This window comes from Streptomyces griseiscabiei (genome assembly GCF_020010925.1).
Classification (GTDB): domain Bacteria; phylum Actinomycetota; class Actinomycetes; order Streptomycetales; family Streptomycetaceae; genus Streptomyces; species Streptomyces griseiscabiei.
The window spans coordinates 2,715,050-2,732,187 of record NZ_JAGJBZ010000002.1; the positions used below are offsets into that span (position 1 = coordinate 2,715,050).

Consider the following 17,138-nt stretch of genomic DNA (forward strand, 5'->3'; position numbering starts at 1 on the left):
GCATGGCCCGCAGCCCTGCCTGGGAGCGCTCCCACGTCATTTCGACCCCCACCTCCCCCGAGGAGCCCCGACGTGAAACGACGCAGAACCACCCTGCTCGCCCTGACGGCCCTCCTCGCGGCGGCGCTCACCGCGCTGCCCACCGGACCGGCCCAGGCCGAGGAGGTCGAACAGGTCAGGAACGGCACCTTCGACACCACCACCGCCCCCTGGTGGACGACCGGCAACGTCACCGCCGGCCTCACCGACGACCGCCTCTGCGCCGAGATCCCCGGCGGCACCGCCAACCGCTGGGACGCCGCCGTCGGCCAGAACGACATCACCCTCGTCAAGGGCGAGTCGTACCGGTTCAAGTTCTCCGCCTCCGGCACGCCCCAGGGCAACGTCCTGCGCGCGATCGTCGGCCTGTCGGTGGCCCCGTACGACACCTACTTCGAGGTGAGCCCGCAGCTGAACGTCTCGGGCGACTCGTACTCCTACACCTTCACCTCGCCCGTCGACACCGCGCAGGGCCAGGTCGGCTTCCAGGTGGGCGGCAACGCGAACCCGTTCACCTTCTGCATGGACGACATCTCGCTGCTCGGCGGGGTGCCGCCGGAGGTGTACGAACCCGACACCGGGCCCCGGGTACGGGTCAACCAGGTCGCTTATCTGCCCGCCGGACCGAAGAACGCCACCCTGGTCACCGACGCCACGGCGAAACTGCCCTGGCAGCTGAAGAACGCGACGGGCGCCGTGGTCGCCCACGGACGGTCCACCCCGCACGGGCTGGACGCCTCCTCCGGACAGAACGTCCACTCCATCGACTTCGGCGCCTACCGCAAACGCGGCACCGGCTTCACCCTGGTCGCCGACGGCGAGACCAGCCGCCCCTTCGACATCGACGCCGGTGCCTACGAACGCCTGCGCCTCGACTCGCTGAAGTACTACTACACCCAGCGCAGCGGCACCCCGATCAGCGACGACCTGCGCCCCGGTTACGGCCGCGCCGCCGGCCATGTCGACGTGGCGCCCAACCAGGGCGACGGGAACGTGCCCTGCCAGCCCGGTGTCTGCGACTACCGCCTCGACGTCACCGGCGGCTGGTACGACGCCGGCGACCACGGCAAGTACGTCGTCAACGGCGGGATCTCCACCTGGGAGGTGCTGAGCACCTACGAACGCGCCCGGTACGCCCGCACCGGGAAGTCCGGGAAGCTCGGCGACGGCTCGCTGGACATCCCGGAGAGCGGCAACAGGATCCCCGACCTGCTGGACGAGGTCCGCTGGGAGCTGGACTTCCTGCTGAAGATGCAGGTGCCGCAGGGCAGGCCCCTCGCGGGCATGGCCCACCACAAGATCCACGACGAGCAGTGGACGGGCCTGCCCCTGATGCCCGCCGCCGACCCGCAGAAGCGCGAACTCCACCCGCCGAGCACCGCCGCCACGCTGAACCTGGCGGCCACCGCCGCCCAGGCGGCCCGCCTCTACCGCCCCTACGACCGGGCGTTCGCCGCGAAGGCCCTCACCGCGGCCCGCACGGCGTGGAAGGCGGCCCTGGACCACCCCGCGATGTACGCCTCCGAGAGCGACGGCATCGGCGGTGGCACCTACGCCGACAACAACGTCACCGACGAGTTCTACTGGGCTGCGGCGCAGCTGTACCTCACCACCGGTGAGAAGGCGTTCCAGGACCACATCCTCGCCTCGCCCGTGCACACCGCCGACATCTTCGGCCCCGTCGGCTTCGACTGGGCCCGCACGGCCGCCGCGGGCCGCCTCGACCTCGCGACCGTCCCCAGCAAGCTGCCCGGCCGTGACAAGGTCCGCAAGTCCGTGATCAAGGGCGCCGACCGCTATCTCGCCACCCTGAAGGCCCACCCGTACGGCATGCCGTACGCCCCCGACAACAACCTCTACGACTGGGGCTCCAACCACCAGATCCTCAACAACGCGGTCGTCATCGCCACCGCGTACGACATCGGCGGGGCGAGCAAGTACCGCGAGGGCGCGCTGCAGAGCATGGACTACCTCTTCGGCCGCAACGCCCTCAACATCTCCTACGTCACCGGATACGGCGAGGTCGACGCCCGCAACCAGCACAGCCGCTGGTACGCCCACCAGCTCGACCCGTCCCAGCCCAACCCGCCCACCGGCACCCTCGCGGGCGGCCCCAACTCCTCCATCCAGGACCCCTACGCCCAGAGCAAACTCCAGGGTTGCGTCGGTCAGTTCTGCTACATCGACGACATCCAGTCCTGGTCGACCAACGAACACACGATCAACTGGAACGCGGCGCTGGTGCGTATGGCGTCGTTCGTGGCCGACCAGAGCTAGCTTCCGTCTCGCTTCGGTACCGCGTGGGACAGCCCGTGACCTGGGACTATTTACGGGTAAGTACCCGCGCGGTACCGTTGGAGCATGCCAGCTCTGAATGTGGAGTTCAGCGACCGCGAGCTAGAGGATCTGCGGCAGATCGCCAAGGAGCGCGGTACGTCGATGAAGGCGCTCGTACGGGAGGCCGCCGCGGCCGACATAGTGCGACACCGGGCGCTGAAGGAGGGCGCGGAGGCCTTCCGCCGGTTCTTCACCGCACACGCCGACGAATTCGCCGCCGCCTTCCCGGACGACGAACCCGCCGCCCCGGCGAAAGGGCGGGCCGGCTGACCGATGGCATCCGTCATCCACATCGACGTGCCCTGGCTGCTCCAGCGGCATGAAGAGGTCATGCCCGAGCAGCCCACCATCAACGACTTCTCCGCGCTCGTGGCGGCCGTGGCCCGGCATCGCGTCGACCCGCCGCGCCTGGGCGTCGACTCCGACCCGGCCTGGCGGGCCGCCGCGCTGCTGCACACCCTCGCCGTGCTGAAACCGCTGCCGGCCGCCAACGCCCGTTTCGCCTGCGCGACGGCCGTGGCGTACATGTTCGTCAGCGGTGTCGGCATCGACCCGCCCTACGGGGCCCTCGTGGATCTCGCGCGCGACCTGCTCTCCGGGGCGACGGACGTCTACGGGGCGGCGGACCGGCTGCGCTCCTGGCAGATCTGAGCCGCCCGGAATCGCGAGGTCCCGCCCCGGGGCCGCCGACCGAGGGCGGGAGGATCAAGGTCGGCGGCCGTTTCGCGCGGGAGAGCCGCCGTTCCGCGCGGGGCCTTCCGAGGTGGCCGAGTTCAGTGAACAACCAACCGTCGGGGCGCCGGGAGCGTGCGCGGGACACCGGTTTGTGCGCACGGTTCACACGGGGTGCTTGAAGCCTTGAGCATTCCGGAACCGGAAGGCTTCGTTCTGCGAAGCGGAAGCAGTGATACCGGTCATCTGACCTGCTTTTAGTGATGTGGATGTTGCACAAGTGCCTTGTTAGCCATGAGTAACTTGTGCAAGGGTGAACTTCCTGCGCATGGGCAATGGCCCGGCCGGAAAGGCCATTTGACCTTCCCGGTCACCGAAGGGCCCAAAAGGCTCAAGGGAGACGGCCATCGTGCGGTTCGGCCCCCGACCGCTTTCCCGGCGCCCGCCAAAAAGGTACGCACCAATCCAGGGCCCTTTTCGGCGGCCACAACTCCGTGTGCCATCTTGTGCCTTGGAAGGAACCCGCTCTGTGCACACCCCCCACCCTCCTCGTCCCACATATCCGCCCGCTCCCGGCCCGGTGCCCGGAGAGTCCGACGAGACTCTCGCCGCCCGGCTGAGGGGCTGGCCGGAAGGCGGCACCGGCGACCCGGTCGCCCTGCTGATGGCACGCCACTGGCAGCCCGCGTACGACTACGCGGTCATCTGTCTCGCCACCCAGTCCCAGGTGGCCTCGATGGTGACCGCGACCGCCTTCCACCGGGTGCTCGACGGGCTGATGCGGGGCGAGTCGGGCGTCGCCCTGCGGCCCCGGCTGCTGGTGGCCGCGCGCGACACCGTCAAGGAGTGGTCCGCGGAAGGCGGCGTCTCCGGTGTGCTGCCCGACCTGAGGAAGCCCGCCGGCGGTCGCGGTATGCGGGCGGCGAAGTCCATGACGCCCGAAAACCGCAAGCTCGTCGAGCGCTCTTTCCAGGCCCTCCCGGCGGTCGCCCAGTGCCTGCTGTGGCACACCGAAGTAGAAGCCGAAACGATAACCATACCCACCGGTCTGCTGGGCCTGGACGCCGACAGCGCGACGGCCATCCTGGAGCAGGCACGCGACAAATTCCGTGAGGGCTGCGTCCGCGCCCATCGGGAACTCGCGCCGTCCAAGGATTGCCGCTTCTACAACCGCCTGCTGGACGTACCGATTCGTCGCGGCGGCGCCCTGCTGCCCGATGTCCAGCAGCATCTGCTGGAGTGCCGCTACTGCCGTTACGCCGCCGAGCAACTCAGCCATTTCGAGGGCGGACTGGGCGGAGTCATCGCCGAGGCGGTACTCGGCTGGGGCGCCCGGCGCTATCTCGACTCCCGGCCCGGCCGGATGCCGCAGAAGGGGAGTTCGAGACGCCCGGGGAGCGGCGGCCGGCACCGTGTGCTCTCCCAGATCCCCGCACAGCGCCGCCGGATCATCTCCGGAGTGCGCAACCCCCGCGCCCTGATCACCGTCGGCGTCTCCTCGGGAGCCCTGCTCGCGGCCGTCCTCGGCGCCGCGTTCCTCTCCGACGACGGCACCGGCGCCGACCCCACGGCCTCCACCAACGCCCCCGGGGGCGTCGCCACAGCGCCGGACACCGGCAACAACACCACCACCGACACCGCTTCGCCGACCCCGCCCGCCTCGGCCGACCGGCCCACGGCACCCCAGCGGACCCGGCTGCGCAACCAGGCCGCCGACCTGTGCGTCGACATCCAGGGCGGCAAGGCCGTCAAGGGCGCCTCGACCGAACTCGCGGTGTGCGACTCCGGCTGGACCCAGAAGTGGTCCTACGAGGAGGACGGCCTGCTCCGCAGTGTCGCCAACCCCGAACTGTGCCTGGACTCCCAGGTCGACGCCGGAGTCGTCGTCCTCGGCACGTGCGCCGACGAGGACTCCAAGCGCGGTGACGACGTGCGCTACGACTTCACCGTGCAGGGCGAGTTGCTGCCCCGGTGGGGCGAGGGGCTCGCCATGGCCCCCGTCGCCCGGGAGCCCGACGCGGACATCGTCGTCAAGGTCCGGGACAACTCCACCACCCAGCGCTGGCTCACCGACGGCGTGACCGCCAGTCCCGAGTCGCTCTCCGTCTCCGGCTCCGAGGCGCCGACGCCGGAGACCGAGCGGGTGTCCCGGAAGCCGGAGCCGGAGGCCGACGGTGCCTCTCCGGCCCCCGGTCCGGAGAAGTCCCGGTCCCCGCAGCCGGGCGCGTCTCCCGAGGCGGAGGCCGAGCAGGGGGGTTCGATCCTGTCCGTGGGCGACGAGAAGGAGGATGCGCCCGCCTCCGCCGAGCAGCCGGTGCTGCCGCTGACGTCCCTCGACGTTCCGGGTCTGCTGACGGGGCTGGGCCTGTAGGGGTTCGTTGTCGGGTGCGGGTGGGTGGGGGCTTCTCGCGCAGTTCCCCGCGCCCCTGAAAAGCAGGGGCTGCGCCCCTTGCTTTTCCCCCGGCCCACCCGCCACCTTCCAGGGGCGCGGGGAACTGCGCGAGAAGCCCCCACCGGACCCGCGCGGAGCGCGACATGGCGGGGGCGAGAGCCCCGGTCAGGCGTCGCCGAAGAGACTGTCGGGCCCGACCGACGCCGGCGTCCGGTGCCCCGACAGCGCGAGCGTCAGGTCGAGTTCGGCGAGCAGACAGCGGATCACATGCTCCACCCCCGCCTGCCCGTCGAGGGCGAGACCGTACACATACGGCCGCCCCACCAGCACGGCCCGCGCCCCGAGCGCCAGCGCCTTGAAGACATCGTCCCCACTGCGCACCCCACTGTCGAACAGCACCTCCATCCGCTCACCCACCGCCCGCACCACCCCCGGCAGCGCGTCGAGGGCCCCCACACCCCCGGCCACCTGCCGGCCCCCGTGGTTGGACACGACCACCCCGTCCATCCCCGCGTCCGCCGCGAGCCGCGCGTCGTCCGGATGCAGGACCCCCTTCAACACGATCGGCCCGTCCCAGTGTTCGCGCAGGAACGCCAGGTCCGGCCAGGTCTTCCCCGGGTCCCCGAACATGCCCGCGAAGTGCAGCACGGCCGCGTTCGGATCCTCGTGCACGGGCTTGGCCAGCCCCGCCCGGAACGCCGGGTCGGAGAAGTAGTTGGCGGTACCGACACCGTGCAGGAACGGCAGATACGCCCGCTCCAGATCGCGGGGCCGCCAGCCGAGCAGGGGCGTGTCGAGGGTGACGACGAGCACCGAGTACCCGGAGGCCTTCGCCCGCTCCAGGAAGCTGCGGGTGACCTCGCGGTCCTTCGCCCAGTACAGCTGGAACCAGCGCTCCGCGTCGCCCAGCACCTCCGCGACCTGCTCCATGGGCGTGCTGGACGCCGAGGACAGGATGTACGGCACGCCCTGCGCGGCGGCGGCCCGGGCCGCCGCCGACTCGGCCTCCGGGTGCACGATCGAGAGCACGCCCACCGGGGCGAGCGCCACCGGCGCCGGCAGCGTACGGCCCAGCACCTCGACGGACAGGTCGCGTTCGCCGACGTCCCGCAGCAGCCGGGGCACGATGCGGTGCCGTTCCAGCGCCGACCGGTTGGCGCGGGCCGTGCTGCCGTCCCCGGCGCTGCCCGCCACATAGCCGACCGGCCCCGCGCCGAGCCGGTGCTCGGCCAGCTCCTCCAGCCGGGTCAGATCGGCGGGCAGCCGTGGCACGGCCCCGCCCATCCCGCCCAGGTAGATCTCGTACTGGAAGTCCGCCCAGTGCTTCGCCATCCGTCCGTCCTGCCCCTCGCCGTCGGGAACGCGCCGTCGGGAACGCGCGTGTCGCCGACGATCCTGGCGAGCCGGGCGGCCACCGTCCACCGCCCCGCACCTCCCGTGCTCAGCCGGCCTTCGCCGCCGGGGCAGGCGTCGGCGTGTCGGTGATCGCCCCCGGACCCGTGATCGGCGGGACCGGCACATCGGTCGTACGGGCCAGACGGGCGCCCTCGGGGCCGTACACCGCGCGGGGTTCGGGGAACAGGCGGAGCAGGGTGAGGAAGAGGACCGCCGACACGGCGAGCGAGAGCGGGAGGCTGATGTCGACGCCGCCCGCGAGGTCGCCGAGCGGGCCCACGAACTGGCCCGGGATGTTGGTGAAGAGCACACCGAGCAGGGCCGAGACCCACCACGCGGTCGTCCCGCGCCAGTTCCAGCCGTGCGTGAACCAGTAACGGCCGCCGCGCTGGCGGCGGTTGAAGACCTGGAGGGCCTCGGGGTCGTACCAGCCGCGGCGGGTCCAGAAGCCCAGGATCATCACGACCATCCACGGTGTGGTGCAGGTGATGATCATCGTGGCGAAGGTGGAGATGGACTGGACGAGGTCGAGGGCGAAACGGCCGACGAAGATGAACACGATCGACAGCACGCCCACGAACAGGGTCGCCTGCACCCGGCTGAGGCGCGGGAACACCGAGGAGAAGTCCAGCCCCGTCCCGTACAGCGCCGTCGTGCCCGTCGACATACCGCCGATCAGCGCGATCAGACACACCGGCAGGAAGAACCAGCCCGGGGAGATCGCGAGCAGTCCGCCCACGAAGTCGGGGGCGGCCGGGTCGACGTACTGCGGCGCCTTCGCCGCGATGATGGAGGCGGTGGTCAGACCGAACAGGAACGGCAGCAGCGTCGCGATCTGCGACAGGAACGCGGCACCGATCACCCGGCGGCGCGGGGTGCTCGCCGGGATGTAGCGCGACCAGTCGCCGAGGAACGCGCCGAACGACACCGGGTTCGACAGCACGATCAGCGCCGCGCCGATGAAGGACGGCCAGAACAGCGACCGGGTGGCCGCGTCCGCCGACTCCGTGAAGACACCGGCGTAGGAGGGATCGAAGTCGCCGGCGAAGGCGATCGCGCCGAGCAGGAACAGCAGACTCGCCGCGGCGACCGCGACCTTGTTGACGAACAGCATGAAGCGGAAGCCGTAGACGCACACCGCGAGGACCAGGCCGGCGAACAGCGCGTACGCGACGACGTACGACAGGTCCGTGCGGGGCAGTCCGAACAGCCGGTGCGCGCCGCCGACCAGGGCGTCCCCGGAGCTCCAGACGGAGATGGAGAAGAACGCGACAGCCGTCAGGAGGGAGAGGAAGGAGCCGACCACGCGGCCGTGCACACCCAGATGGGCCGACGAGGAGACGGCGTTGTTGGTGCCGTTGACCGGGCCGAACACCGCCATCGGGCAGAGGATCAGCGCGCCGGCGACGACGCCGAGGAGGGTGGCGGCCAGGCCCTGCCAGAAGGAGAGGCCGAACAGGATCGGGAAGGCGCCCAGCACACAGGTGGAGAAGGTGTTGGCGCCGCCGAACGCGAGCCGGAACAGGTCGAGCGGTTTCGCGGTGCGGTCCGCGTCGGGGATGCGCTCGACGCCGTGCGACTCGACCTCGGTGAGCGGCGGGGGCGGGGCGGCGGCAAAGTGCGCGGTGGTCGGGGACGTCTCGGGCATGAAGGCTCCAGCGGGGGACCGGCGGTGACGCGTCTGGTGGCGCTGGGTCGTGTCCGTAGAGTCCCGTCGTCCGCCCAGAGGGCAGGCGGGACTTTACGGACACGACCTAGGGGCGGAGGGGGCCGGTGTGCCGCCGGGTGGGCGACAGGAGCGGAAGCCGTCCTCAGGGGGTGAGGTGACGGTACGGGCGCCCGTCGAGTCGACACCAGGGGGCGCTTCGTCCATTTTCTGAGGGTGGAGTGGATGAATCGTCCACCATCGTGAGGGGGTGGGGGAGGGAGTGTGAAGGGGGAAGCGGAATGTTTCAGGCCGATTGCCCAGCCATGGAGATCCGGCCATTTGTGATCATGGGTCGATCGAGAACCGCTCAGAATCGGGGTCGGCGTGTTCGGACTCCGTGACTTCACGCCACTGCTTGAATACTCAAAGTTACCGAAACCTGTGGGGTCGATGTGTGTTCCCGCCCCGGACCCGGCAGACTCGCGCTCGCCGATCCGGCACCGACCGGGCCGGCCTCGTCCACGCAACCGATGTGGCGGGGCCGTCCGGGCACTCCTGCAGAGCGGAAGGATGCACACCATGCCGAAGACCGCGCGCCTGGCAGCGACTCTCACCCTGGCGGCCACCGCCGTCTGCGGTCCCCTCACGGGCTCCGCGCTCGCCGCCCCCGAGCCCGCCGTGTCCGGGCTCTACGCCCCCTCGGCCCTGGTCCTGACCACGGGTCACGGCGAGACCGCCGCCACCGTCACCCCCGAGCGGGCGGTCACGCTCACCTGTGCGCCCAAGGCCTCCGGCACGCACCCCGCGCCCGTCGACGCCTGTGCCGAACTGCGCGACAGCGGCGGCGACCTCGACGCTCTGAGCCGCGGCGCCGGGGCGAAGTGCACCAAGCAGTACGACCCGGTGATCGTCACCGTCCACGGTGTCTGGCAGGGCAAGCGCGTCGCGTACGAACGCGTCTTCGCCAACGAGTGCCTCAAGAACTCGGGCGCGAGCGTCCTGTACGCCTTCTGATCAACTCCTGTGACAAGGCCGTCCTGTGGCGGCCGACAGACCGGGGTCGCGTGGACCCGTGAGTGATGAGCGAGGGCCCGTGGCTGGGGAGCGCGAGCCCTGTCGCGGTGTGCCACGTGATCCCCGTCCGGGGGCCGGCCGAGCGGAGTGGGGCCGAGGGCCGGCCCCCGGCATCAACTGCCGGGGGCCTTTCGATCGTTCACCCGTCGGTGACGGTCCAGCGGCCGACCTCCTGATGGCCGGAGTCGTACAGGGGCTGGCCGTCCCCGGGGGAGATCTCGCAGTGCCGGAGGTTGCCGCCCCAGTAGCGCAGGATGCGTTCCAGCTCCTGGACGGTGGTGCCCTCGTCCCAGTCCGTGCTGTCCAGGTCGACTTCGAGAAGGAACTTCACTTCGCGCGTCTCCACTTCTGTCTCGCTCGGATTCCGTCCCGGTGTCCGCCGGAACGGATGTGCGCCTGCCGCAGGTCCTTCAATCGTTTCATTGAACTGCTACTTGAGACTTGGCCCTTGCGGAGGCGGGGACGGGGGCGGTGGCGAGGGCTGCGGTGCAGGCGAGGGCGGCGGTGGAGCGGCCGGAAGGTCCGGGAGCGGCGGGAAGCGGCCCAGCAGTCGCGCGGCGCGCAGCAGGCGCAGCATCCGGGGCTGGTCGCAGACCAGGCGGAGCCGGCCGCCGCGCGCCCTGGCCGTGGCCTCCGCGCGGCACAGTACGCGCAGCCCCGAGCAGTCGAAGAAGGAGACGTCCCGCAGGTCGACGAGCACGTCCGGCGCGCCGGGCCCGGTGACGGCGGCGGTCAGATGCTCGGCCACGAGGCCCGCCGACGATATGTCGATCTCGCCCGAGACCTCGATCACGGTGAACGGGCCGGTCCGGCGGGTGCGGGCGCAGGGGTTCGGCGCCACCGGTCCGGACCCGGGGCCGGGCCCAGGTGTGGCCCCGGGCCCGGCCCCGGCGGCCGTGTCCTCGGGCCGGGGAACGGCACGGTCATGGGCATCCGGAGTCATGGCGGCTCCACCTTGTCAGGGGTAGGGCGCATTCGGTCCCGTTAGCTACCCCGGCGCGGAGCCGGCCATCCCTTTCACGCCCGGCGCAAGATCTACAACACTCGAAAAGGTGAACTTCCGCGCTGATTATTGACATTGAGGTGGATCGCTGGTGCGAAGTGCTCGGTTCAGGGGGCCGGCACGGCGATGCGCAGGGGCACGGAGCCCGGCACGCTCGAACCGCCCGGCCCGGTCTCCCCGGCGTCCAGCACGGTCCGCGTCACCTCCGACCACCACGCCGGGCCGTCCTCGATGTGCCGCAGCAGAATGCCTTCGCGGATCGCCCAGGGGCAGATCGTCACGGACTTCAGACCGGTGAGCTTCATCGCGGTGTGCCCGACCAGCGCCCCGGCGAGGCTCTGTGTCGCCCGGGGCGCGGAGATACCGGGCAGGGCGGCCCGCTCGGCGGCGGGGAGGGAGGCGAGCCGGGTGATGGCCAGGCCCAGGTCGGCGCACCGCAACTCCCGCTCCACGAACGGCCCCTGACGGCCCGGCGCCGAGCCGCACAGCCGGGAGAGCTGCTGGAAGGTGCGCGAGGTGGCCACGGCGGTGCGCGGCCCCTCCCAGCGGATGCGCGCGGAGACGTCCCGGAGCTGGTGGCGGACCTTGCGCCGCAGCGCCTTGACGCTGTCCGGGGACGGCGGGTCCTGCTCCAGGAAGAACTCATGGGTCAGCCGGTTGGCACCCAGCGGCAGCGAGGCCACGAAGTCCGGCAGCCGGCCCCGGCCGAAGGCCACCTCCAGCGAGCCTCCGCCGATGTCCAGCAGCGCGAGCGGTCCCGACCGCCAGCCCATCCACCGCCGTGCGCCGAGGAAGGTCAGTTCGGCCTCCACCTCGCCGGGCAGGGTGCAGATCGGTATCCCGGTCTCCGCGCGCACGGTGCGCAGCACCTCCCGGCAGTTCGGCGCGGAGCGCACCACCGCGGTCGCGAACGCCAGCGGTGTGGACGCCCCCCATCTCTCCGCCGTGCGCGCCGCCGCCGCGACCGCGTCGCACAACTGCCGTACGGACTCCTCCGGCACCTCGCCCCCGGGGGTCACCTGCTCGGACAGCCGCAGGCGCCACTTGGCGGTGTGCACCGGCAGCGGGATACCCCCCTCGGCGTCCGCCACCACGAGCCGTACCGTGTTCGATCCCACATCCACCACGCTCATCCGCATGACCGACGAAGTACCCGGTGAGCGCCTCAACACGCGTGGTCCGCACGGCGGTCGGTGGCGCACGGTCGTATACCGGCCGGGCGGGCGCCGCGGTTCACCACCTTGCGGACCCTCCGGCGAGCGGGGCCGCGCGCACCCCGATCGGAATGATCAGACTAATTGCATATGATGTGCAGGTGCAGCACTACGACATCAGGGTGGCAGGGCCCGACGACCTCGACAGCGCCCGTACGGTGATGCTCGACACCGTCTACCGCGACTTCGGCACGGGCTATGTGCCGCGTTGGCACGGGGACATCATCGATCTGGAGGGCGCCTACGTCGCTCCCGGCCGGCATGTGCTCCTGGTGGCGGTCGACGGGCGGGACGGCACCGTGGTCGCCACCGGTGCCCTGGACTCCCGGGGGCCCGCCCATCCGCCCAACCCCCGCTGGCTGGCCGAGCGTTACCCCTCCGGTGAGACCGCCCAGCTGCGCCGGGTGTACGTGCGCGCCGAGCACCGGCGGCGCGGGCTGGCCCGGCGGCTGGTCGCGGCGCTGCTGGACTTCGCGGCGGCGGACGGCGGTTACCGCTCCGTCTATCTGCACACCGACCCCGGGGTGCCCGGCGCCGAGGACTTCTGGCGCTCGCAGGGCAGCGCCGTGTGCGACGAGCGTGAGACGACCGGGGAGCGGGTCGTCCACTTCGAGGTGCCGCTGCCGGTGCCGGTACAGCTGCCGGTTTCGGTGTCGACGCCGGTGTCGCGGGCCGGCCGCCCCTCGTAGGTTAGATGATAATCATTCTCATGTAGGGTGTGTCGCGCGCCACCACCCCCCTGTTCCCCACAGAGAACCAAGGTCCATGCGCTCTCCCCGTCGCCGTCGCGTTGTCGCCGGCCTGCTCCTCACCCCTGTGCTGACCGGCTGCTTCGCCTCCAACGGCGAGACCTCCGACGACAAGTCGGCCGACGGCTCCCGGCTGCGTGTGGCCCTTGCCTTCCCGCCCGCCGAGAACTTCTCCCCGTACGGTGCCGACGCCACCCTCCTGAGCCGCCTCGGCGTCACCGAGGGCCTCACCAAGCTGGACGCCAACGGCTCCGCGGCCCCCGCGCTCGCCGAGTCCTGGACCCGCGAGAACGACCGGAACTGGCTTTTCACCTTGCGTGAGGCCACCTTCCAGGACGGCACCGACGTCACCCCGGCCACGGTCGCGGCCGCCCTCACCCGCGCCACCGAGGCCGAACCGGTCACCGCCGCGCTCTCCGGCGTCGAGCTCACCGCGAAGGCGGACGGCGACCGGCAGGTCCGCGTCACCACCGAGGACCCCGACCCCGCCCTGCCGCTGCGGCTCACCAGCCCCGGCCTCGCGATCCTGTCCGCCAAGGCCTACGGCGGCAAGCGCGTGAACCCGGTCGGCACGGCCACCGGCCCGTTCGAGGTCACCAAGGTCACCGGCACCACCGCCGCCACCCTGGACCGCTTCGACGCCTACTGGGGCGGCCGCGCCCAGGCGAGCGGCATCGACGCCCGGTTCATCGCCGACGGCTCCGCCCGCACCAACGCCCTGCGCACCGAGCAGGTCGACATCGCCGAGGCCGTCCCCGTGGCACAGGCGTCCACCCTCGACAAGGACACCCGCCGCGAGACGGCCACCACCCGCACCACCAGCCTTCTGCTCAACACCGAGTCGGGCGCCTTCAAGGACCCGAAGCTCCGGGCCGCCGCCCGCGAGGCCGTCGACGGCTCCGTCCTCGCCAAGGACGTCTACGAGGGCCATGCCGACGCCGGAGTCGGCATCTTCGGGCCCGCCGTCACCTGGGCCGCCGGCAAGCGCGTCGAGCCCGCCGGCCGCGCGAAGGCCGCCGACGCCGACGGCACCGCGATCACCATCGCCACCTACGACAACCGGCCCGAACTGCCCGAGGTCGCCCAGGTGCTGCAACAGCAGCTCCAGAAGGCCGGGTTCAAGGTGAAGCTGGAGGTCCGCGAGTACTCACGGCTGGAGAGCGACGCCCTGGCGGGCAAGTTCGACGCCTTCGTCGGCGCCCGCAACTCCCTGCTCGACACCGGCGACCCGGTCTCCATCATGGCCAGCGACTTCACCTGCGACGGCAGTTACAACCTCGCCCTGCTCTGCGACAAGAAGGTCGACCGGGCCGTGGCCGCCGCCGCGAAGGAGGCCGACACCGACAAGCGGCGGCAGGCCGCCATGACCGCCGAGGCGGCGATCCTCGCCACCGACGCCACCGTCCCGCTCGTCCACCAGCGGATCATCACCGGCGTCGGCGACTCCGTCCAGGGCGTCGTCCTCGACCCCTACGAGCGCACGCTGGTCGGAACGGGGACCCGGCGCTGATACGGGCACTCTGGCGAACCCTGCTCGCCGCCACGCTGCTGTGCGCCATCGGCCTGCTGCCCTGGCTGTCGCGCACCGACCCGGCGCTGACCGTCCTCAAGGCGCGCTCCGCCGAACGTGATCCCACCCCCGAGGTCCTGGCCGCCGTACGCGACGAACTCGGCCTCGACGCCGGCCCGCTGAAGCTCCTCGGGGAGTGGTTCGGCGGGCTGGCGCGCGGGGACGCGGGCCGGTCCTGGATCTCCGGCGCCGAGGTCACCCCGTCCGTCGTGCACGCCCTCGGCGTCTCCGTGCTGCTGATGGCCGCCGCGCTCGTCGTCGCGGCGGTCACGGCCGCGGCGGTCTGCGCCCGCACCCTGTGGCTCGGCGCGCGCCGCCGCCTCGACGACCGCAGCGGCGGCGGCAGCCTCGCCGCGATGCTCGCCGCGCTGCCCGAGTTCCTCACCGCCTCCGTGCTCGCCGTCGTCGTCGGTGTGCACCTCGGCTGGCTGCCCGCGCTCGGCTGGTACGGGCCCCCGTGGATGGTGCTGCCCGCGCTCGCCCTCGGCCTGCCCGCGGGCGCGCTGCTCGGCCGGATGCTCGACGACCTGCTGCCCGGCGCCTTCGCCGAACCCTGGGCGCTGGCCGCCGCCGCCCGCGGCATACCCGGGCGGGCCACCGCCCGCCAGGCCGTACGCCGTTGCCTACCCGGACTGCTGCCCAACCTCGGCCTGTTCGTGGTCGGCCTCACCGGCGGCGCCGTCACCGTCGAGCAGATCTTCGACATACCCGGCCTCGGCCGCACCACCCTCCAGGCCGCCATCGCCCAGGACCTCCCCGTCCTCCAGGCCGGCACCCTCGCCCTGGTCCTGCTGGCCGCCGTCGCCGGAGCCCTCGCCCGGCTCGCCGCCCGCCTGCTGATCGGCCCGGCCCTGCGCGACGGAGCGCTCCAGTCCCTGCACCGCCCGAAGCCGCCCGCGCCCCGCCGCATCCCCCTCCTCTACGGCACGCTGCTCCTCGCGGTCGTCGTGCTCGGCCTGACCCGGGACCCGCTCACCCTGGACACCGGATCGCGGCTCCGACCACCCTCCTGGGCACATCCGTTGGGCACCGACGCGCTCGGCCGCGACCTCCTCGCCCGGATCGGCCACGGGGCGTTCACCACCCTCTCCCTCGCCGTCACCATCAGCGCCGCGGCACTTCTGGCGGGGCTTCTGCTCGGTCTGCTGCCCCGCTTCTCCGGGCCCCTCGTCGACACCGTCAACGCCGTCCCCCCGGTCCTCGCGGGCCTGCTCGTCGCCGGAGTCGCCGGCAGCGGCGCCGCGACCCCCGCGCTGGCCGTGGCCGCCGTCGCCTGGGTGCCGCTCGCCGCGCACACCACGGCCCTGCTCGAACAGGAACGGGCCACCACCCACATCACGGCCACGAGGGGACTGGGCGCGGACGACGCCTATGTGCTCCGCCGCGAGCTGCTCCCCGCCGTCCTGCCCCCCGTCGCCCGCCACGCCCTCCTCCGGCTGCCCGGTGTGGCCCTCGCCCTCACCGCCCTCGGCTTCCTCGGGCTCGGCGCGCAGCCACCGGACCCGGAATGGGGCCTCCTCCTCGCCGAGAACCAGCCCTACGCCGAACGCGCCCCCTGGGCCGTCGCCGCCCCCGCCGTCGCCCTCGCCCTGCTGGGCGCCCTCGCGGTCACGGCGGCGGGCGGAGTGCGCCGGCCGCGCCTGCCCTTCGCCGGGGCAGCGCGACAGCCGAAGCCGGCCGTCGCCGCGACCGTCGGAGAGACCGTATGACCGAGCCCCGGGAGAACCAGTCCGTGAGTGACGAGCCGGAACGGCGGGCGACGGACCAGGTGCCCGGCACGACCACGGCCAAGCCCTCCCGGCAGGGCACCTGGGCGCAGCTCAACCCCCTGCTGCGGCTGCTGATCCTCACCCAGCTCGCCTTCAACATCGGCTTCTTCGCCGTGCTGCCGTTCCTCGCCGAGCATCTCGGCACGGCGATCGGCATGGCCGGCTGGATGGTCGGCTTCGTCCTCGGGCTGCGGACCTTCAGCCAGCAGGGGCTGTTCGTGGTGGGCGGCGCGCTGGCCGACCGCTACGGCGTACGGCCGGTGGTGCTGGCCGGATGCGTGCTGCGGATCGCCGGGTTCGCCTGGCTCGGCTATGCCGACGCGGACTGGTCGGTCATCGGATCGGTCCTGCTGATCGGGTTCGCGGCGGCCCTGTTCTCGCCCGCCGTCGAGTCCGAGGTCGCCCGTCAGGCCGTGGTCTGGGAGGAGACGGGCGGCGGTCCCCGTACCAGCGTCCTCGCGCTGTTCACGGTGGCGGGGCAGGCCGGGGCGTTCGTCGGGCCGCTGCTCGGCGCGCTGCTGCTGGCCGTGGACTTCCGGGTGGTGTGTCTCGCGGGCGCCGGGGTGTTCGTGCTCGTCCTCGCCGGACACGCGTGGCTGCTGCCGCAGCACATACCGGGGCGGGAGCGGGTCGCGGTGAAGGGCGGCCTCGGCGGGCTGCTGCGCAACCGCCGGTTCCTGGCGCTGTGCTGCGCGTACGGGGCGTATCTGCTGGCGTACAACCAGCTGTACCTGCTCCTCCCCGACGAGGTGGCGCGGGCCACGGGGTCGCAGTCCGCGCTGGCCTGGCTGTTCGGGCTGTCCTCGCTGCTGGTGGTGACCGCGCAGCTGCCGGTCACGCGGTGGGTGGCGGAGCGGCTGGATCTTCGTCGGTCCATGGTGGTGGGGCTGCTGTTGATCTCGGGTGGGTTCCTGGTGGTGGCGCTGGCGCTGCCCGCCGGGTGGACCGGGAACGCGGGGCTGTTGCCCGCGGCCGGGTTCGTGGTGTTGCTGACGGTGGGGCAGATGCTGGTGGCGCCTGCGGCGCGGGCGTGGGTGCCGGATCTCGCGGTGGCGGGGCGGCTGGGGCTCTACACCGGGGCGATGTCGTCGGTGTCGGGGTTGATCGTGCTCGGGGGGAGTGCGGGGGCCGGGGCGTTGATGGACGCGGGGGTGTCTCGGGTGGTGCCGTGGGTGGTGCTCGCTGTGATCCCGGTGGCGGCGATCGCGCTCCTGCCGCGCCGGTCGTAATCGCCCCCGCCGCCCCTACCCGTCCCATCCCCAGGGGCTGCGCCCCT

At 72.2% G+C, this 17,138-nt stretch carries 14 protein-coding genes; 9 read left to right on the forward strand and 5 right to left on the reverse strand.

All coding sequences use genetic code 11. From position 1 onward, the window contains the following. Nucleotides 1–72: 72 nt before the first annotated feature. The 4 genes from J8M51_RS29125 to J8M51_RS29140 all read left to right on the forward strand — a co-directional run bounded on the left by J8M51_RS29125 (nucleotide 73) and on the right by J8M51_RS29140 (nucleotide 5,419). The gene (locus J8M51_RS29125) at nucleotides 73–2,316 is read left to right on the forward strand and encodes a glycoside hydrolase family 9 protein (RefSeq protein WP_216588344.1); all 2,244 of its coding nucleotides are present in this window, start codon (nucleotides 73–75) and stop codon (nucleotides 2,314–2,316) included. Nucleotides 2,317–2,400: 84 nt separating this feature from the next. Further along, entirely contained in the window at nucleotides 2,401–2,646 is a 246-nt protein-coding gene (locus J8M51_RS29130; protein ID WP_086762754.1) for a hypothetical protein, read from the forward strand. A 3-nt stretch (nucleotides 2,647–2,649) separates the two neighbouring features. After that, complete coding sequence (locus J8M51_RS29135; protein ID WP_086762752.1) at nucleotides 2,650–3,027, forward strand: toxin Doc; 378 nt, start codon at nucleotides 2,650–2,652, stop codon at nucleotides 3,025–3,027. 550 nt (nucleotides 3,028–3,577) lie between these two features. Then, nucleotides 3,578–5,419 (forward strand): RICIN domain-containing protein, encoded by a 1,842-nt coding sequence (locus J8M51_RS29140; protein WP_216588345.1) that lies wholly within the window; start codon nucleotides 3,578–3,580, stop codon nucleotides 5,417–5,419. Between the two features lie 186 nt (nucleotides 5,420–5,605). Here J8M51_RS29140 and J8M51_RS29145 read toward each other — a convergent pair whose 3' ends face one another. Then, nucleotides 5,606–6,772 carry a lactate 2-monooxygenase gene (locus J8M51_RS29145; RefSeq protein WP_216591246.1) on the reverse strand — a complete coding sequence of 389 codons (1,167 nt, stop codon included), beginning with the start codon at nucleotides 6,770–6,772 and terminating at the stop codon, nucleotides 5,606–5,608. Between the two features lie 109 nt (nucleotides 6,773–6,881). After that, nucleotides 6,882–8,483 (reverse strand): purine-cytosine permease family protein, encoded by a 1,602-nt coding sequence (locus J8M51_RS29150; protein WP_086753626.1) that lies wholly within the window; start codon nucleotides 8,481–8,483, stop codon nucleotides 6,882–6,884. Between the two features lie 579 nt (nucleotides 8,484–9,062). Here J8M51_RS29150 and J8M51_RS29155 point away from each other — a divergent pair. Then, the gene (locus J8M51_RS29155) at nucleotides 9,063–9,497 is read left to right on the forward strand and encodes a protease inhibitor (protein ID WP_179202937.1); all 435 of its coding nucleotides are present in this window, start codon (nucleotides 9,063–9,065) and stop codon (nucleotides 9,495–9,497) included. A gap of 199 nt (nucleotides 9,498–9,696) precedes the next feature. On the opposite strand, the gene J8M51_RS29160 is transcribed toward J8M51_RS29155, so the two are convergent. The 3 genes from J8M51_RS29160 to J8M51_RS29170 form a co-directional block, all read right to left on the reverse strand. Further along, nucleotides 9,697–9,888 (reverse strand): hypothetical protein, encoded by a 192-nt coding sequence (locus J8M51_RS29160; RefSeq protein WP_086753639.1) that lies wholly within the window; start codon nucleotides 9,886–9,888, stop codon nucleotides 9,697–9,699. Nucleotides 9,889–9,987: 99 nt separating this feature from the next. Then, complete coding sequence (locus J8M51_RS29165) at nucleotides 9,988–10,500, reverse strand: anti-sigma factor antagonist (protein ID WP_086753630.1); 513 nt, start codon at nucleotides 10,498–10,500, stop codon at nucleotides 9,988–9,990. A 167-nt stretch (nucleotides 10,501–10,667) separates the two neighbouring features. Beyond that, entirely contained in the window at nucleotides 10,668–11,699 is a 1,032-nt protein-coding gene (locus J8M51_RS29170) for a Ppx/GppA phosphatase family protein (protein ID WP_086753632.1), read from the reverse strand. A 176-nt stretch (nucleotides 11,700–11,875) separates the two neighbouring features. Here J8M51_RS29170 and J8M51_RS29175 point away from each other — a divergent pair, with 176 nt between their 5' ends. The 4 genes from J8M51_RS29175 to J8M51_RS29190 all read left to right on the forward strand — a co-directional run bounded on the left by J8M51_RS29175 (nucleotide 11,876) and on the right by J8M51_RS29190 (nucleotide 17,091). Then, nucleotides 11,876–12,463, forward strand: coding sequence for a GNAT family N-acetyltransferase (locus J8M51_RS29175; protein ID WP_086753641.1), 588 nt, complete (start codon nucleotides 11,876–11,878; stop codon nucleotides 12,461–12,463). 76 nt (nucleotides 12,464–12,539) lie between these two features. After that, nucleotides 12,540–14,033, forward strand: coding sequence for an ABC transporter substrate-binding protein (locus J8M51_RS29180; protein ID WP_086753634.1), 1,494 nt, complete (start codon nucleotides 12,540–12,542; stop codon nucleotides 14,031–14,033). A gap of 299 nt (nucleotides 14,034–14,332) precedes the next feature. Beyond that, nucleotides 14,333–15,802, forward strand: coding sequence for an ABC transporter permease subunit (locus tag J8M51_RS29185; RefSeq protein ID WP_256964108.1), 1,470 nt, complete (start codon nucleotides 14,333–14,335; stop codon nucleotides 15,800–15,802). After that, nucleotides 15,799–17,091, forward strand: a complete 1,293-nt coding sequence (locus tag J8M51_RS29190) for an MDR family MFS transporter (protein ID WP_267299571.1) — start codon at nucleotides 15,799–15,801, stop codon at nucleotides 17,089–17,091. The genes J8M51_RS29185 and J8M51_RS29190 overlap by 4 nt, the downstream gene beginning before the upstream one ends. Nucleotides 17,092–17,138: the final 47 nt, after the last annotated feature.

What these genes read in the sequence shown, in the direction of transcription:
- J8M51_RS29180 (WP_086753634.1), top strand. Translation starts at nt 12,540, where the DNA reads ATGCGCTCTCCCCGTCGCCGTCGCGTTGTCGCCGGCCTGCTCCTCACC.
- J8M51_RS29155 (WP_179202937.1), top strand. Translation starts at nt 9,063, where the DNA reads ATGCCGAAGACCGCGCGCCTGGCAGCGACTCTCACCCTGGCGGCCACC.
- J8M51_RS29145 (WP_216591246.1), bottom strand. Translation starts at nt 6,772, where the DNA reads ATGGCGAAGCACTGGGCGGACTTCCAGTACGAGATCTACCTGGGCGGG.
- J8M51_RS29150 (WP_086753626.1), bottom strand. Translation starts at nt 8,483, where the DNA reads ATGCCCGAGACGTCCCCGACCACCGCGCACTTTGCCGCCGCCCCGCCC.
- J8M51_RS29185 (WP_256964108.1), top strand. Translation starts at nt 14,333, where the DNA reads ATGGCCGCCGCGCTCGTCGTCGCGGCGGTCACGGCCGCGGCGGTCTGC.
- J8M51_RS29130 (WP_086762754.1), top strand. Translation starts at nt 2,401, where the DNA reads ATGCCAGCTCTGAATGTGGAGTTCAGCGACCGCGAGCTAGAGGATCTG.
- J8M51_RS29135 (WP_086762752.1), top strand. Translation starts at nt 2,650, where the DNA reads ATGGCATCCGTCATCCACATCGACGTGCCCTGGCTGCTCCAGCGGCAT.
- J8M51_RS29190 (WP_267299571.1), top strand. Translation starts at nt 15,799, where the DNA reads ATGACCGAGCCCCGGGAGAACCAGTCCGTGAGTGACGAGCCGGAACGG.
- J8M51_RS29165 (WP_086753630.1), bottom strand. Translation starts at nt 10,500, where the DNA reads ATGACTCCGGATGCCCATGACCGTGCCGTTCCCCGGCCCGAGGACACG.
- J8M51_RS29170 (WP_086753632.1), bottom strand. Translation starts at nt 11,699, where the DNA reads ATGCGGATGAGCGTGGTGGATGTGGGATCGAACACGGTACGGCTCGTG.